We start from the raw sequence: 14,791 nt of genomic DNA, 5'->3' as shown, positions 1-14,791 counted from the left end.
CACTTAAGGCATTTATATGTATTTCTTCCCTTTAAACCAGCTAGATATTCTTTACAATCCAAGTCCGTTTTGAACCGATCAGAGAACTCTAGAATGTTTTGACCCTTAAATATGTCCATAATTCAACGTATTCACTAATACTAAAGATAAGCACTTATCTACTGACCTCTAAAAAAAGATTTACTAAAATTTCATTGGCGTTACCTGTAGAGTTTTGTTCTAATTTTAAAACGCTTACGCTTTAGTTAGCCCCAATAGATTGTTTTATTACAAATTATTTATATTTTAAACAGTGTTTAATTGCATTGCCTAAACTTATTTTAAAATCGTCGAGATTAAAAAGTTTATTAATGTTTTAATTATACTATATGGTAGAAATGATTTATTGAAGAACTTATCCAATATTTTTTTATCCTCCGATACCGAATAACTTATGGTGTTGTTTAAGGCTGGTTCTATTCTTTGGTAAAAATGATTTAAAAAAAATTAGGTCTTTAAAGTTTAAAAATGAACATTATTTAATCCTATTTTTACTTTTTTAAAACACTTTTAAAATGAGAAGTATTTTTCAACAATTAAAGATTTTTATAACCTATTTATTAACTAGTTTAGTTCGTATAGGGAATACCATTAAGTATGGTATCGCTATTAAAAAGTATCTAAAGAATAATCCTCAACAAAAACTATCAAACGAACAAAAAATGAGTGTTCAAGGCTATTTCGCTAAGTATGGCTTTAAAAATTTAAACATAAATTGGCATAGGTTTTACAGTGGATTTTATCAGGAGTTTTCGACTGAATATATACCCGAGGATATCTTTTTTTCCTACATTGAAAACACACTAAACGATACGGAATATTATGCTCTTCAAGATAAAAATTTGTTGAATAAATTATTTAAGGACTTCAACCAGCCTAAAACAATTGTACAAAATATAAATGGTTTTTTCAAAATAAATGGCACGTTTGTGACGGAAGAAGAGGCTATTGAAACTATTTTAGGGTATGCTAGCGTCATAGTAAAGTCTACGTTACATACTTATGGGGGGAAGAGTGTAATAAAGGTTGATATTTTGGGTAATGAGAATACCTGTAACGAACAGTATTTTAAGACGTTATTTTCAGGGTATGAGAAGAACTTTATTGTTCAAGACATTGTAGACCAGAGCGAAACCATGATGGAATTGAATCCAACTTCATTGAATACGATTCGAATTTGTACATATTTAAGAGAATCTTCGGTTGTTATACTTTTTGCAATTGTTCGTTTTGGTAGTAAAGGTAGTTTCTTAGATAATATAACAGGTGGGGGTTCTTACAGAGATATTTATGACAATGGAAGCTTAAATGAAACTAAGTACTCTTTTAAAGGTGAATCTTATATTAAAACATCAAGTATCGATAACTTTTTAATTCCCAATTACGATGAAATTAAGAGTATGGTTAAAAAAATGCATAAAGAAGTACCTTACTTCAAAATGATTTCTTGGGACATAGCCCTAGACAAAAAAAATAAACCTATTTTAATTGAATATAATATTTTTGGACAATCAATAGGTTCGCAGGCAACTCATGGACCTCTATTTGGTGAATATACTGAAGAGGTATTGACCTTGACCCAAAAAAAGCATTTTTAATGTAAAATTTGAGGTAATCAAATATTTCCAAATAGGTAATTGAACCATTTTCTCAATTTTTCCATTTCATATGTGCGGTACTAACTTTTCATTTCTAAATTCTGAATAAAAAGTCATTTCTGACAATAAAAAGGGTGTTTTCAGTTATTATTTTTTTTTGTTGATGGACCTTCGTGAAGAGATAAAAATAGTGTTTCATATTTATTTAAAATTAACTCTTCTTGGTATTTTCTCAACACCGATTGGCGAATAGCTTTTGCATCCCATTTTGTTGTGATAGATTTTCGTAATTTCAACAAGAAGTCAGTTTCATCATTTGCCAAATAACCATTAATACCTTCTTCTACAATTTCATTAAGTCCACCGGGCGCATTAAAAGCGAGTATTGGCGTTCCAACAGCACAACTTTCTATAAGTGCATTCGGGAAGCCCTCAACATAAGAACCACACAAAAACAAATCACTTTTTGCTAAATAATCCTCAACTTTAGTCGTGAAGGGTACATGTGTAATATATTTGTTCAAATTCAATTTTTCGGCATGCTCAAAAATTATTTCCTTTTCAGGACCATCACCTATTAGGGTATATTGAAAGGGAGTGTTTAATTGGGCTAACACGTCCAATAGTCGAATATGGCCTTTTTGTTTACTAAGTCGCCCTACCGTAATAAAATGTATTAAAGTTTGTCTACCCTGGGCAGCCTTTAATTTGAATTTATTTGTTACCGGGTTATTTATGGTTACGATTTTTTGTGCAGGATACTTAAAATTTTTCACCAAATCATTTTTCATGTCGTCAGACTGGCATATAATCTTATCCAAAGTCAAAGGTCTAAGATCCGGTATTTTAATTTTTTTTGCTTTTGACTTTACAGAATGAAGTTTGTATCCCAAAACATAGGTCTCTCGTCCTATAAAAATAATGTTCCGAAAGAATATAGCTAAAATGGCGAGGGCAAAATTAATATGGCCAATGGCCCCAATAACTATATGTGGTTTATGGCGCAGAATGTTCAGGGCTATGGCCGGCAAAGCGTTTTTAACTCTATTTTTATTTAAAAAGGTAATAGGCGTATCTTCATGAATAGTATAGGCTTGGTCTTGTTTACTACCCGTTATTAAAAGTGAAGCGTCAAAAAGATTTTTATCTAAATTTAAAGCGATAAAAGACATCACCCGTTCTGCCCCTCCGGCTCTGAGAGAAGGTAAAACAAAAATGATTTTAATTTTGTTTATCATTGTTTTTATTTATGTGATTTTTAAACTAGCTCTGAATTTTCTTTTTCTTCGTATAATAAATACCCTAGCAAAACAAAAACACTGATTAAATACCCTTGATTAATAATGGTTTGTAAACTTAACATATAAATGTATAGGGTTGCCAATACAGCTAACACAAAAAACTTAACTTCTTGGGGTGCTAGTACTGCTTTTTTTAGGTAAAAACCAAGTAAAAAGAGAAAAATTAAAAAGGTAAGGATGCCGGCATCTGCCCAAACCCCAATTATGGTATTATGGCCGCGAATTTGATTACCAAAATTAAGCCCGTTCCCTAAAATGGGATTTTCATTGATATAGCCCAGCATATTTTCAAGCAACACATCTCGACCTGAAAAGGATACCTTGTCGGTTTGCAGGGTTACTAAATTAACCAAGCTTTGTACCCGTTCCTTTTGAACAATGTTAAGGGCATCTGACTCCAAGCCCCAATTGACAAGGTTAAAAAGAAGTATTGGAATAAAAATAATCAAAAAAAGTATTCTTTTTACCGTAAAAAACTTGTGATATGTGAAGCCTAGTACAATAATGAATACTAGGAAGCCGGTCTTGGAAAAGGTCAATAAGAGTGCGTATACTGAGATAGCCATGGCCAGACCTTTGAGCAGCTTATGAAGTTTCGTGTTAGCCACAAAACTAAAATCGATAAAGAGAAAGGACAGGATGGCGGCCACTGCAGAATTGTTTGCGTCGCCGTATAACCCTCCGGCCCGGTCCAAGGCATATTCAGAGATACCGTCATGGTCCATGGAGAAATTAATTCTTTGAAAATAAATTAAAAACAGACAGCTTATAAAAAAGCCGATGGCTAGTATTTTGGACAATATTGGCCGTTGGCTTGGGAGGCGCAACAGCATGGCAAAACCAAAAAAATAAATAACGGGGACTAGATTTTTTAGAATAGGAGGATCTGTATTTAAAACGGCATTAGCCAAAAGGGAAAAACTGTAGTAGGCCAAATAAAAAATAGTCCAAGTCTTAATAAGGGGCGTAAAACTACCCTTTTGGTTTAACATAGAGAACCCGCCAATAAGGATAAGGCCCAAAGTGCCATAGGCAAATAATTGTGCTAGGTTGGGTGAAATAAATTTGGAAATAAAGGCCTGAGTATTTAGAATGTTAAAAAATAGCGGAATATAAAAGCAAATAAATATTCTTTTTTTCATGTTCGCAATTGTTTAAATAGCTCCTCCCATTGGCTAGCAACGCTGTTCATCGAGTAACGTTCCAAACTCCTTAACGCATTGTTACCTAAGGTATGCCTTAATTTTTCGTTTTCCATAAGCATTAAGAGCCCTTTCTGCATACTTGGAACATCCTGGTCTGGAATCAATAAACCGTTATAATGGTCTCGCAACATATCTGACGGGCCTGTTTTACAATCATAGGCAATGCATGCCATTCCCTGTGACATGGCTTCTAACAGCACCATTGGCAGTCCTTCAAAGCGGGATGGAAGTATGAAAATAGCCGCTTCTTTCATATACTGAGCCACCTCATTGGTAAACCCTGTAAAAATAATACGTTTCGCTAGCCCTTCTTCTTCTTCTACCAATTTAGTCAAGAGTTTTTTGCCAGTTACCCCTCCACCTATTATTTTTAGCGTCCAATCACTATGTTCATCCAGAATGGGCTTAATAAAACCGATAAGGTTGTCAAAACCCTTATGGTGGTAACGATTGAGACTACCAACGGCCAAAATCGTTTTTTTACGGGGATGATCGTTCTGCAAGAGCACAGGAAAAGTACAGGGGTTGGGCATTACGACCACCTTACATTTTCTTTTTTTATAGAATTCAATATCAAAAGCAGTTAAAACCGTTATAAAATCAGCTTTTCGATAGATCCAATTCCTCGTAATGCGAGTCAACCATTCAGGAGTTGTTTTTCCAAGAGAACTAATATGTTCTGAGACAATTACGTTTATCCCGTATAGTTTAGCAATCAGAATAGTATTTAGGTTATTCAGAGTTAAAAAGGAAATCATAACATCCGGCCTGTTCTTTGGTAGAGCATAGTATTTTCGCAAGTTGTTGAGGGTTCTTAACTTGTGATTTTTAAACTTTCCATCATGCAGTTTTTTGCGCATTACACCAGATGTTACTTCATATGCGTCACCAACGTTAAAAGTGATTAGGCATACGGTATGTCCTTTTTCCTGAAAATGATTGGCAAGTAGCACCATAACTCGCTCTGCACCACCACCGCTTAGTGCGGTTATTAAAAAGTCGATCTTCATTATATTCATTAGGTTTATAACTGTCTATAGGTCGGTTTTATTGTCATATATGCTATTATTTGGCCGCCTTCAATGCTTTAAACTGTTTATATGTAAAGCCTACATAAACAAAGGATGCTATGATATATACCACCGTGGTACTAGCCACCAAGCCATACACCCCATAATACTGCATCAATATAATATTAAGCACTAGATTTAAGCCCAAATTCCAAAAGGAAGTCCAGGCCATAAACTTATTTTTGTTGATGGCCGTTAAAAACCTCACACAAACCAAAGTACAGAGGTAAAAGGGCACATAAAGTATGGCAATCTGCTGAATTCGTGCCACGACTAGGGTATCTTCTGCCTTAAATTCTTTGCGTTCAAACAAGAGTTCAATAATTTGATTGGAAAATAAATATGCGAAAAGTGTAGCGATCAAGGCACCAAAAAATACAATTTTTAAAATTCGAAACAATTGCTTGTATGCTTTTTGTAGGTCGGTATTGACCATACGTGAAAAGTGGGGTAAAAGTACCGCTCCAATGACCATAATGATAATACCCACAACAAAGGCCGGAATTTTTGTCCCGTAGTTGATGGCGGCTATCGAACCAACGACCAGTTGGGCGGCAAAAAATTGGTCTACAAAGCTGTTAAGGCCAGTTAGAAGCCCAGAGGAAATTTTTGGTGGGAGTTGCCCCATCATTAATCTGATATTGGGGTTGATTACCGGTTTGGCAAATTCCAAAATTTTCTTACGGACTACAAAGAACAGTTGAAATAGAAAGGTAACTATCGCCCCCGCCAGCGTGCCCACGGCCAATACCATATTCCCTAATTCTGCTCTAAAGGCAAAAAGACAGACCAAAAAGGTAATAGATATTAGAATAGGGGAAAGCGAGGAGAAAAAAAACTTATTGTTAATCTCCAATAGACCACCAAACATACCTGAGTACCCCCAAAATAATAAACTGGGTAAAATAATATACAATTGGCTCCGTATCAGTTCATAATATGCAAGGGGATGTCCTGGGAATACCATTTCTAAAAAATAGGCTGAAAATACTAGGCATAAAAGGGTAAGTATAGCTACCAGAATAGTAATCATGATAAAACTAACCGTTTGGAATTCCCCCTTCTTATTCGAAGTGCTAAGTTCGGTTATATAGTTGGGAATAAATAAATTATTAAGGGAACCTATAAAGACCGTTTGCAAAAAGCCTGGGATTAAAAGGGCAATATAGTAGGTGTCCAGCAATTCGGAGAGACCGATTTCGGAGGCAATGACCATTTCCTTGTAAAATCCGAATACCTTTGCTAGTAAGGTCAATACACCTACGGTAAACATAAATTTCACCATGGGTATTTTGGAAGTACGAAGGGCCAATGCCCCAAGTACTTTTGGGTTGAATTTATGCTTCGATGAGGCCTTTAGTTTGACCATATGTGTCCTTATCTTGGTTAAAAAGTACATCATGGGCAATAGTAGGTTAATTTTTTGATATAGAACAACTTCAAAATAGTACTGTTGAAAGTACGTTCCTATAGATTATCATTGATTTTTCAACGCTTGTTATATTATAATATTGCTTTTTTGGAAAGATATTTAAATAAGTCGCATACTTGCCATTCGTTTTTATTTGAACAAAAATAACTCTTCTTTAGGTATTAGTAGTCCTTATAAACTCAGGGTTTACCTTTTAGAGGGATTCCTTCTTCCAAAGTTTTCATTTTATAGACTTACAGCGCAACGGAAGTAATCCATTTAAAAGTCTTAAAGATGATTGTAGATTGCAAGAGAAAAGCTATTGCTAAGTTTTCGTTGTCCAAGATATTTTTAGATTACGTTAGGCAAGGTAAATTAAAGCTGCGTTTTGTGTACTAAAAGGAGGATACTTGCTTCGCATACGAAATTAGATTTCTTTAAAAGCCTGAACCTTGTGGTTAAATCCTAGTTGAGGGTATTATCGTAACATTCCAAAAAAAATAAATATAAGGCTATAGTTCCAAAAACTTGATTAAGAATTAATTTTATACTATCTAGGACTAAGTGAAAATTTTACAAAAAATCATAAAAAAGAATGAGGAACCAGACATCCCTAATATACACGTTTGGTTTTTATAAATACATCCAATAAGTTAATAATAGATTTGCTAATTATCTTTACAGAAAGATTGTGGAATCTAAAAAAATTTACTGTAGCACTTAATAGCTCAAAAATATTTAATCACATTTTATCATAACCTAGGGGCTACTATCTTTTAATTTCAAAATCAAAAGAAAGACAGACATATTGTATCAATTTTAAAAATTACTTTAGTTTAGGTAGATTAAGTTCTTTTCCTAATTTTAAATCCCATTGCTTAGGCTCAATAGGTCTCATGCCACCATTATGGTGAAAGGTTAATTCTCCAAAATATAATCGATTTTCGAAAATATACCAATCTACTCTTAAGTAAGGACAGTCAATCACTAATTGTTCTGACAACTCACACATTTTGTCTAATAAAAGAGGCTTTTTCACATCACTTTCGCTAGGTTTTGTTAATTTACCATTTCCTAAAACAGAAGACCAACTAAAGCTTTCTCGTTCCCAATTTCGATTGTACCAGTTTCTATTATGATGGTCTGTTCCTCTGCCTATATCAACATTAATCGTGCGTACTTTGCCATTAAAACAATGTACTTTGTAATCTGCTGGAAGCATACCACTGGAATCGCTTAATAACTTCTCTACTATTATTCTTGGTACAATATATTTATATTGCTGTTCCCTTCCATTCCAATAGAAATTTTGTGACATATTGGCTCGCAAACGGCTTTGTATTTGTTTCCAATTGTGCGGACCATTTTTATCCCGTATAATGATACCACCAGAACTGTCATGGTTTGTTTTGATAATACAGGGTTCGTCAGGTAGGTTTTCAGGTGTAATGTCTTTTGGGTTTTTGGTAGTAAAAAACAAGTGTATGAGGTATTTTTCCCCTATGGTATCCGCAACATATGACCGAACCGCATATTTGTCAGCAAATTGAGTTGCTAAGCGATGGGAGTACTTTAGTTTAAGCCAGTTAATTTTTTCATTTAGGGTTTTGGGATTTTGTAAATCCAATACAGAACCAAAGACTTTTTTAAACTTTTGTTTTACAAAGACCTCATGGGATTGGTATTTTTTATGCAGGAAGTACTGATAAATATTGACATAAGGCTTTATCAAAATAAATCCAAGTTCAGTGTTTTGGTAAAGAAATTTTATTTTTTCTTTCATGACTAGAGAACAAATATGTATTTGTTTTACAAATATTAAATAAAATTTGGCATGTAAAAGAAAAATACGGTGGAAATAACCACTTTTCTGTTATAGTGCTAGGAAGAATAAAAATTCTTCTAGGTTCGTATAGCCATTACCATCACGGTCTAGGCTACCGTCTGCAATGTCATTTTTATCTAATCCATTAGCATCTTCCCATTGGTCCGATATACCGTCTTTATCAGTGTCTAAATAAGGATTTCCTCCTGCTATTGTTGGGAATGTACGGTTTGCATTTCTGATTCCGTCTCCATTGATATAATGGTTAATTACCTTTGTGTCAACGGCATCCCTAACAGGTAAACTTGCGCCAACACCTGCTAATATTTTATTTTCAAGACCAGAAGCTGGTGTAGGTGCGTAATCAGAGGTATGGTATGGTTCATTAAAAATATAAGGGTCTAAATCATTGGCAGTTATACTTGTAAATATACCTGCAGGGTATATTAGATCATTATAATATAAATGTGTAGTTTTAATATCGCCGGTATCTCCATTGGCAGGGTTTGGTGCTACAAATCCAATTACTTTAGTAATACTTATAATATCTTGACTTGTAACGGTGTATTTATTTCCTATCACATTCCATTTCGACCCATGAGACGCATATGAAGAACCCCAATTCATTCCATGTACTAAATTATTTACAAATTCATAGCTTAGTCCTTCATGTTGTGGGGTATTACTATAAGGATTTCTTTCAGAGTTTAATGCAAATAAATTATTTAAAATACTTACGTTTTCACTTTTCTGCATTAAAAAGGCATAGTTAGCTTCGCTGGTAATGGTGTTTTGAATGGTTATATTCTCGGCATCAGATATTGCTATATTTTCATCTTCACTCCAAGACACTGAGCAATGATCAATGATAACATCGCTAAGGTTAGAACCAGTATAGGAACGAATTTTTATTCCGTCCGCATTATAAGAATCGTTATTATCATCAACTCTAATTCGTAAATATCTTACAATAACATTACTTGCTTGTATACGCAATTCTCCATTTGCTATTAAGATGCCGTCTCCTGGTGCAGTTTGGCCGGCAATGGTCACATCACCTGATGCAGAAGGAATTACGAGGTAAGAGTTTAGCTTGATAGTTCCGCCTACTTTAAAAATAATGGTTCTTGGTCCAGTCAATTTTAGCGCTTGCCTTAGACTGCCTTGGCCACTGTCATTTAGATTAGTAACTTCAACAACAATTCCTCCCCTACCTCCAGTAGTATTTTTACCAAACCCTTCCGCCCCCGGAAACGCCTTTAATTCTTCTAACGCTTCCATTCTAGATGAGTTTACGGTCACCGTAGCCTCTTGACTAGTAGTGGTGTTTTCCGTAGTTACCTCTGTAGTATAGGTGAAGGTATCTTCTTCTGGTGCTGAAGTTTCTTCCGCTGGTGGTATAGTTGTTTCTGATTCTGAAGTTTCTTCCGCAGGTGGCGTAGTTGTTTCTGGTGCTGAAGTTTCTTCCGCAGGTGGCGTAACTGTTTGTGGGGTATAGGTCAAGGTGTTGTCTTCATTAATAGTAACATCACCTTTATTTGGGGTAGAAGTAGACACAATGGCTACTTCTGCATCAGTGCTAAATGAATCATTGTTTAAGACATCCATTAGTATAGCATTTTGACCAGGAGCTATATAAAACGTATCGTCTGCTAATAAGGTGATGCTTTGAATACCATCAGTATTGGTGACAACATATTCCGATAATAGATCGGCATCTTTGCTGCAGGAAAAGATATGAAAGCAGACAAAGATTGAGAGGGCTAGTTTTGGAAAGGAAGTTTGAAATAGGCGCATAAGTAGGGTTTTTCTATTTGAATTAAAAAAAAACTATGATTTGGGATACAATTATAAGTCAATATTCAGTAAAGTCGTTGAAATAACTAATATTTTCGATGAACTACAGTTTTGAGCCAGTATTTAAATTTTTAAAGATGAATAAAACATAATATTTTCAATCGTTAATAAATAACTTTTCTGATTTGTTTGCTTATCTAGAGCATTTTACTTGCGGGTGTATACGGAGCAAGTAGGATGATTGGATGTTTATTTTCGTTGAAATGCATCTTTTTTTTTTAAAACTCGATGAAATACACTTATTTTCGTGAAAATTGATGAACTGTGTAAACTAAAATAGTTACCATGAAGTGATTTTTTAAAAACCATGTATTTTATGCTTTGGAAGTAGGTTATTTTATTTTAATGTTTTACTATTTTTTGGTGTAGTGTTTGAAATAATATGATAGTACTATCGTGGAAAATTGATTAAGATAATCAATTTTGAATGTTGGTTTTTTCGATAAGATTACAATCATAATTAATTAACTCTTTTCTTTATGATTTGTTTTCATAAATAGTGGTCGTTTTGAAATTTCATAGATTGCTGGTTAATTTTAAAGGATTGTCTAAGGACCTTACTGGAAGTAATAGCATTAACTTCGCACTTAAATACAGATACTTTTATTACCGCTTAAGAATTGAAATTCAATGATAACAATCGTAAGAAAAATATATCGTAACACCTTGTGGGGGAGAAATTTAATAAATTATTTCCTTAGGTTAAGGAACCGAATCTTTGCCGAGGAAACCATATTGAAATGGAGATTTACAAGAATGCTTGGTTATTCTTTAAATTTAAAAGCGCCTAAATCGTTTAACGAAAAGATACAATGGTTAAAATTGAACGATCGGTCCCCTTTGCACGTTCAATGTGCCGACAAGTTTGCAGTACGTGAATACATAAAAACTAAAATAGGGGAAAAATACCTTGTACCTCTTGCATTTTCGACCAAAAATGCGTTTGATATTGTATCTCAGAAATTACCAGATTATCCGGTAATCATTAAGGCAAATCACACAAGTGGGGGAGTAAAGATTATACGTGATAAATCTAAAATCGATTGGGAAGCATTAAGAATTTTTTTTGGGGAACAACTGGAAAATACCTATGATAATGAGAGGGGAAAGGGCGAGTGGCAGTATGAAGGAATTGTGCCCCGGTTAGTAGTTGAAAAATTACTAATGGACGAGAACGGACAAATACCCTCGGATTTTAAATTTTTTTGTTGTAATGGAAAAGTAGAGATTATTCAGGTTGATATGGATAGATCAGAAATACATAAACGGAATATGTATGATACGAACTGGAACTTACTTCCCTTTGAACTAAAATATTCACATGGGCGAAATATTGTAAAACCGCATCTTTTAAAACAAATGATATCATTGGCAGAAAAACTTGCCCAAGATTTTATTTTTGTTCGCGCAGATTTTTATTGCGTGCAAGGAAATATTTATTTTGGGGAATTGACCTTTCATCCGGAATCAGGCTTTGGTAAATTCAAACCAAAAAAATGGGATTACCAAATTGGGGATATGCTAAAATTACCCATATAACTTACATTGTCAATAAATGTCTCCCTTTAAGCACTACAAACTTGACTGTTGAATAATACCATCAGGAAAAATTGAGTCAAGCATAGAATTTGGAATGGTTATTTTTTTGACTTAAGTGGAAATTTAAAATCCTTAACTCCAATTTTGATTTGCAATAAATAGTAGGATTTTTAAAATAAACAAGAGGGAAGAAATCCATTTTAAAATAAAATAGGGGTTATTTATAACCGTGCATCCACATGTTGTTTTAAAATACCCTTTACATCATAAATTACACCATCGGGTTTGAGCATATCCTTCAAATTCATACCTAAAAATTGGTTGTGCGCCACCGTTAACACAATAGCATCGAACTTATCAGTTGGTAGGTTTTTGATTATTTCCAAACCATATTCGTGTTCTACATCATTACTAGATGCCCACGGGTCATAAACGGTCACATTTGTTCCATAACTTTTTAAGTTGTTGATGACATCCACAGCTTTGGTGTTACGAACATCAGGGCAGTTTTCCTTAAACGTGAAGCCCAAAACTAAAACGGAGCTCCCTTTAATTTTAATATCCCGTTGTACCATCAACTTTATAATTTCTGAGGAAATATAATTCCCCATCGTATCGTTCATACGACGCCCCGCCAAAATTATTTCTGGGTGGTAGCCATATTCTTGGGCTTTTTGTGCCAAATAGTATGGATCTACACCAATACAGTGACCCCCAACTAAACCTGGTTTAAAGGGTAAAAAGTTCCATTTTGTACCCGCAGCTTCCAATACTTGATGGGTATCAATTCCCATCAAATTAAAAATCTTTGCCAGTTCGTTTACAAAGGCAATGTTAATATCCCGTTGCGAATTTTCTATGACCTTAGCAGCTTCAGCTACCCTAATATTAGGGGCTAAATGCGTACCTGCTGTAATAACAGAAGCATACAAAGCGTCTACTTTTTTGCCTACTTCGGGTGTGGATCCTGAAGTCACTTTTAATATTTTTTCTACCGTATGCTCCTTATCACCTGGATTGATACGCTCCGGTGAATACCCCGCAAAGAAATCTGTATTATAGGTCAATCCACTAATTTTTTCAATACGGGAATACATTCGTCCTCGGTAACCTTATACTATCATTCATATAGATTAATCCAATAATTGGAGTTGGGTAGTATTTCATACTTTAACTGTGATTTAATTAATAAGTTTTGCGAAGGAGGAAAATATTAGTTTGCTGAAAAAATGATTAAATAATAAGCAGCACTATTACGCGGTAAGCTTATTAAGATTATCCACTTAGAACCTTTTAGACTAATACCCTCCTATAAAATGCAATTTAGAAAAACTAACCTATTTATTTCCCGTTCAAAATGCGAGAACGTAAAAGGTTTCAAGAAGCTCCTATCAGTTTTCTTCCCCAATTAAATTTCAATAATATATTGCCCAACATGAGGGATGCCGATATAACACTTGGGAAGGCAAACAAAATCACATACAAAGGAGGCCAATTGTGTGAAAACTTTAGTTGATAGAGCCACAACAGTAAAGGTTGATGGATAATATAGATATAATAACTCGCCTCATTGATATTGGCAATAATTGGACTGACCATAGAAGTGTTACGTTTTTTTGCTATTGTGAAAAGAAGGAAGAGCATGGAAACCGACATAAGCCCTAATGGCAAATTTATAAATGCTTTGAACAGGGTTCTTAATATACTATTTTGAATGAATTCTGGAATCAACAAAGACCCTATAAATAGTAGTGTATGCGAAAGAAATAGGATCCAAAATTTACCTTTTAATGCCTTTATGATAACTGCACTCTTATAATGAAAAAAGTAACCTACAAAGAAGAAAGGTAAATAATGAAACGCTTTTGATATAGGATAGAGCCCTAGAACCGAGAAACCGGGATACAGGAAAAAAATAGGACTACTACAAAGCTTTTTAGTGGTTTTATTTTGAAATAGCTTTCTAAAGGGTGAAACAGCATAAAAATGGTGAAAATCATCAAAAGAAACCATAAATGGCCTGCTCCCTCCCAAATTTGTTTTAAAAAACCAAATGTAGAATTAAAGTCTATAAAAAGCACTATATATAGAGGGGCCAATATAAAATAGGGCCGCAAAAGTCTTGCTGTTTTCTTTTTCAGTAAAACAGTGAAGTTTGGGTATTTTTTAAGGTTATTTCTGAGGTAACTGAAAAGAAAGCCTGAAATAAATACGAACAATGGCATTGATATGGTAGAAATATATTTACCGGTTATATCGGCAAATATATTATGGTCATAAAAAGCACTTACGGGCCATGAGCCCATGTAAGGGGAAAAACAATGTCTTAAAACTACGAGTAGAATGGCAAAAGCCCTTAAGACATCAAGATCATCAATTGCTATGGCAGTTTCTTGAATTTCTTCTTTTATATTTTTTAACATAGACAGAAGTTATGATTTTCATTATACAATTCTTTTTGAAAGACTTTTAAGAATGTGCAGAATGACAAATATTTATTTACAGTTATATAAAAAGGCCAACAAAACCCAATTAATTTCTATAGTTAGCTTTTGCTAATTAATAAAAAACTTCATCTCTGTTTTTATTAGTCTAAGGTGTGGTAATTACAATTAACCTTTAAATTATCCACATTAATTATTTTCTTTACCATCACTATACTACTCAGATATCATTTCCTGAATGGCTTGCAAACCAAAGCTTCGCAGTAATACACTGAAGTCTATCAATTTAAATCGAGTTAGTCATTTAAGTTCTGTATCTTGTTGTCAATAGAAACAACGTTTATGGAAGTATTTGAAGGACAGAATATATTGAGTTTTGTAAAAGAATTGCCAAATGATGATGCCTGTAAGGCATATTTAGCGAAAATAAAATGGCACGATGGTTTTAAATGTATGAAATGTGGTCACACAAAAGGATGTGAGAAATCTGGGTACAAGTATC

The 14,791-nt window shown here is 34.1% G+C and carries 11 protein-coding genes and 2 pseudogenes; 3 read left to right on the top strand and 10 right to left on the bottom strand.

All coding sequences use genetic code 11. The features are described 5' to 3' along the window. Positions 1 to 119 (bottom strand): annotated as a pseudogene (locus ES765_RS20625) (IS1595 family transposase); the annotation flags it as partial. Between the two features lie 435 nt (positions 120 to 554). Here ES765_RS20625 and ES765_RS20620 point away from each other — a divergent pair. Further along, on the top strand, positions 555 to 1,637 hold the full coding sequence (locus ES765_RS20620) for a sugar-transfer associated ATP-grasp domain-containing protein (RefSeq protein WP_138116305.1): 1,083 nt from the start codon (positions 555 to 557) through the stop codon (positions 1,635 to 1,637). A gap of 140 nt (positions 1,638 to 1,777) precedes the next feature. On the opposite strand, the gene ES765_RS20615 is transcribed toward ES765_RS20620, so the two are convergent. From ES765_RS20615 to ES765_RS20590, 6 genes are all read right to left on the bottom strand, one after another. Beyond that, on the bottom strand, positions 1,778 to 2,875 hold the full coding sequence (locus ES765_RS20615; RefSeq protein ID WP_138116303.1) for a glycosyltransferase: 1,098 nt from the start codon (positions 2,873 to 2,875) through the stop codon (positions 1,778 to 1,780). Between the two features lie 20 nt (positions 2,876 to 2,895). Then, positions 2,896 to 4,080, bottom strand: a complete 1,185-nt coding sequence (locus ES765_RS20610) for an O-antigen ligase family protein (protein WP_138116301.1) — start codon at positions 4,078 to 4,080, stop codon at positions 2,896 to 2,898. Then, positions 4,077 to 5,153 carry a glycosyltransferase family 4 protein gene (locus ES765_RS20605; RefSeq protein WP_138116299.1) on the bottom strand — a complete coding sequence of 359 codons (1,077 nt, stop codon included), beginning with the start codon at positions 5,151 to 5,153 and terminating at the stop codon, positions 4,077 to 4,079. Before ES765_RS20605 ends, ES765_RS20610 begins: the two co-directional genes overlap by 4 nt. 55 nt (positions 5,154 to 5,208) lie before the next feature. Continuing rightward, on the bottom strand, positions 5,209 to 6,582 hold the full coding sequence (gene murJ, locus ES765_RS20600; RefSeq protein WP_249356634.1) for a murein biosynthesis integral membrane protein MurJ: 1,374 nt from the start codon (positions 6,580 to 6,582) through the stop codon (positions 5,209 to 5,211). Between the two features lie 868 nt (positions 6,583 to 7,450). Next, a complete protein-coding gene (locus tag ES765_RS20595) occupies positions 7,451 to 8,407 on the bottom strand; it encodes an ATP-grasp fold amidoligase family protein (RefSeq protein ID WP_138116297.1) in 957 nt (318 codons plus the stop codon). Between the two features lie 90 nt (positions 8,408 to 8,497). Beyond that, positions 8,498 to 10,246 (bottom strand): hypothetical protein, encoded by a 1,749-nt coding sequence (locus ES765_RS20590; RefSeq protein WP_138116295.1) that lies wholly within the window; start codon positions 10,244 to 10,246, stop codon positions 8,498 to 8,500. 690 nt (positions 10,247 to 10,936) lie between these two features. Between ES765_RS20590 and ES765_RS20585 the strand changes: the two genes are divergently transcribed. Beyond that, positions 10,937 to 11,845: an ATP-grasp fold amidoligase family protein gene (locus ES765_RS20585; RefSeq protein WP_138116293.1), complete on the top strand. Its 909-nt coding sequence runs from the start codon at positions 10,937 to 10,939 to the stop codon at positions 11,843 to 11,845. Positions 11,846 to 12,066: 221 nt separating this feature from the next. Here the strand turns inward: ES765_RS20585 and ES765_RS20580 are convergent. From ES765_RS20580 to ES765_RS22485, 3 genes and pseudogenes are all read right to left on the bottom strand, one after another. After that, positions 12,067 to 12,956: pseudogene (locus ES765_RS20580) on the bottom strand (nucleotide sugar dehydrogenase); the annotation flags it as partial. A 266-nt stretch (positions 12,957 to 13,222) separates the two neighbouring features. Beyond that, positions 13,223 to 13,717 carry an acyltransferase family protein gene (locus ES765_RS23065; protein ID WP_410504835.1) on the bottom strand — a complete coding sequence of 165 codons (495 nt, stop codon included), beginning with the start codon at positions 13,715 to 13,717 and terminating at the stop codon, positions 13,223 to 13,225. Positions 13,718 to 13,728: 11 nt separating this feature from the next. Beyond that, a complete protein-coding gene (locus ES765_RS22485) occupies positions 13,729 to 14,268 on the bottom strand; it encodes an acyltransferase family protein (protein ID WP_138116289.1) in 540 nt (179 codons plus the stop codon). Between the two features lie 363 nt (positions 14,269 to 14,631). Here ES765_RS22485 and ES765_RS20565 point away from each other — a divergent pair. Then, positions 14,632 to 14,791: transposase (locus ES765_RS20565; RefSeq protein WP_138115525.1), on the top strand; the 160-nt coding region annotated here is incomplete at its 3' end.

This window comes from Maribacter sp. ACAM166, assembly GCF_005771495.1.
In the GTDB taxonomy this organism is placed as follows: Bacteria; Bacteroidota; Bacteroidia; order Flavobacteriales; family Flavobacteriaceae; genus Maribacter.
The sequence above is the reverse complement of the archived record's forward strand: the minus strand, read 5'-3'. Positions and strand labels throughout refer to the sequence as shown.